This window comes from Azoarcus taiwanensis (assembly GCF_012910885.1).
GTDB classification, from domain to species: domain Bacteria; phylum Pseudomonadota; class Gammaproteobacteria; order Burkholderiales; family Rhodocyclaceae; genus Azoarcus_F; species Azoarcus_F taiwanensis.
This window is the reverse complement of record NZ_WTVM01000235.1, coordinates 1-2,430: the sequence shown is the minus strand read 5'-3', so window position 1 is coordinate 2,430 and position 2,430 is coordinate 1. Positions and strand designations below refer to the sequence as shown.

Here is a 2,430-nt window from a genome sequence, read left to right as displayed (position 1 = left end):
GCCTTATCCTGATGCCCTGTTGCCGCAGAACATGGTCTTCGTGCGAGCCGACCTGGTGGATTTGTGGCGTCTGTTCCACGATTCCGGCTTGCGGCTTGCGCGACATTTCGTTCTGTATCCGAATCCATGGCCCAAGATCGGCCATTTGGGGCGACGATGGCACGCGCATCCGGTGTTTCCGTTCATCCCGGCACTGGGTGGCGTGCTGGAATGTCGAAGCAACTGGTCGGTGTACATCGAAGAGTTTGCGCTGGCGTTGTCGATCGCGACCGGCTCGCGGGTTGACTGGGAGGCATTTGAAGCTGAGCAGCCACTGACGCCCTTCGAACGCAAGTATCGGGACTCGGGTCAGACGCTTTATCGCGTCGGCCACGACCTGGGAAATGGCGTCGCTTCGCCATCAGTCTGCGCGCAGCGAAGGGATGGATGACGCATGGCCGGACTCGATTACTGCAGCCGCTGCGGGGCATGTTGCGCCGCGTTCAGGGTGGATTTCCACGTATCGGAACTGAGTGGTCCGGAGTCGCCGGGGGTGCCGGAGGCGTTCGCGGTTCCGGTGACCGCGAGTCTGATGCGAATGCGGGGTACCGACGCGACCTCGCCGCGGTGTGTCGCGCTCGAAGGCGAGATCGGTTGCGGTGTGCGCTGCCGGATCTACGAGGCGCGACCGTCACCGTGCCGGGAGTTCGCGCCATATGCCGCGCTCGGCATTGGAGATCCAGCCTGCGATCGTGCCCGTGCCCGACACGGTTTGTCTCCCTTGTCGAACGATTGACGCCTGCTCTATGCGTGGCAATAATATTTGCCACAACATATGGATTAAGCAGTAAAAATTTCTGTTCCATCCAGCTTCGCGTACGGCTAGAATCTCGCCGCCGCAGCCGTTGGCTATCAGCCCATCGCGCCTTTGGCGGCGCGCCCTGACGCCAGTCCGGCGTTTGCGCGCTGTCCATGTTGTCGGGCGTATGGTCCAGCAGACGCAAACAGCACTCTCGCTGTGGCGGTCGGGGCGATCTCGATCCGGTGGGTGCGTCTACTCTTTGCGTGTGTTGGATCATGAGCGACCCGAATCCTTGTCTCGACTGCGGCATTTGCTGCACGCACTTCCGTATCTCCTTCTATTGGGCCGAGGCAGACGATGCGCCGGGAGGCTTCGTCCCGTCGGCGATGACCGAGAAGCTCACGCATCACCTGCGTTGCATGAAGGGCAGCAACGATGTGCCGCGTCGCTGCAGCGCGTTGGCCGGTGAAGTAGGCAAGGCGGTGAGTTGCACGATCTACGAGAACCGGCCGACACCGTGCCGCGAGTTTCCGGTGTATTTCGAAGACGGCACGCCGAACCCCAAATGCGACGAACTACGCGCGAAGATCGGCTTGCCGGCGCTGGTGCCGCTTGAATTTTCCGAGGCCGCCTGAACAGACGCGTCAGGTCGCAACTGCAGTGAGCAGGTCCAGTGGGCCGATTCGTCGCACCAGGTCGATCTGCTCGGGGCGGCGCACGAACAGCGAGCCAGCGTAACCGAGTGCGTTGACGGAGATGCCCTCGTGCTGCTCCCGGCTGCGCGGCACGACGAGTAACCACTGGCTGTCCGCGAGCAGGTTGTAGGGCGGCATCGGGTCGGCTGCGGGTGGCAGGCCGGTTGCCTCGCAGGCGAGCAGAAACGCCTGCTGCAGCTGCTCTGCGTTGACGCCCAATGGGCCGGCATGGCGTACGAAGGCGTGCCGCCAGGGCAAGCCGGATCGGTGATGCGGTTCGAGTAGCGGTGCCGCAGACAGCCGATCGGTGAAGCGGGTGAGGCCGGCACCACCCGGCGTGGCGGGAATCCACTGAAGGTGCTTATGTGGCTGGCTCGCCCCGGCTTCGCTGCCGCCATTGTAGAAACCAAGCCCACCCAGCCGCGCCAGTGTGAGCGCGAGAGCCCGAAAATCGCTCTCGTGCAGTGCTGCGGTCTGGGGCTCGAATCGACGCGTGACCATGAGCAGATGCCGCTGAATGACCGGATATTTGTTGAGTACGACCCGATGATCCGGACCCAGGTCACCGATGATGAGCTTCGGATCGGGGGGAAGAAAGGGGTTGAAAGCTGCTCGCTTCTCTCCTGCGGCACGTGCACGCGCGGCATCCTTCGATACAAGTGATGTGATCCAGCGAACGATGAACGGAATGCCCTTGTCTTCAATCCACTCCTGTTCGGTCTCGATCTCGAGCAACACACCATCGACGCGGGCTTGAGCGATGACCCGGTCGATCATGGCTGGGTCGAGTGCGGACAGATCGTTCGAATCGGCGTCGTGCGGTCTCATGCGCTTATTGTATGCTGCTGCGTCATGGTGGGTAGCCTCAGGATAAGCGTATGGCAGGGATCAGATTCGAAGTTCGTGGAGAAACCATTCAGCTCGACCAGTTGCTGAAGGCGGCGGGATTGGTCG

General features: G+C 62.1%; 3 protein-coding genes and 1 pseudogene. 3 read left to right on the top strand and 1 reads right to left on the bottom strand.

The genetic code is table 11. The features are described from left to right. The 3 genes and pseudogenes from GPA21_RS19865 to GPA21_RS19855 all read left to right on the top strand — a co-directional run. Positions 1-430 (top strand): annotated as a pseudogene (locus tag GPA21_RS19865) (tRNA (guanine-N(7)-)-methyltransferase); the annotation flags it as partial. A gap of 3 nt (positions 431-433) precedes the next feature. After that, a complete protein-coding gene (locus GPA21_RS19860) occupies positions 434-775 on the top strand; it encodes a YkgJ family cysteine cluster protein (protein ID WP_168989797.1) in 342 nt (113 codons plus the stop codon). 281 nt (positions 776-1,056) lie between these two features. Continuing rightward, complete coding sequence (locus tag GPA21_RS19855) at positions 1,057-1,416, top strand: YkgJ family cysteine cluster protein (protein WP_168989796.1); 360 nt, start codon at positions 1,057-1,059, stop codon at positions 1,414-1,416. Positions 1,417-1,425: 9 nt separating this feature from the next. On the opposite strand, the gene GPA21_RS19850 is transcribed toward GPA21_RS19855, so the two are convergent. Continuing rightward, positions 1,426-2,304, bottom strand: a complete 879-nt coding sequence (locus tag GPA21_RS19850) for an ATP adenylyltransferase family protein (RefSeq protein ID WP_246262076.1) — start codon at positions 2,302-2,304, stop codon at positions 1,426-1,428. Positions 2,305-2,430: the final 126 nt, after the last annotated feature.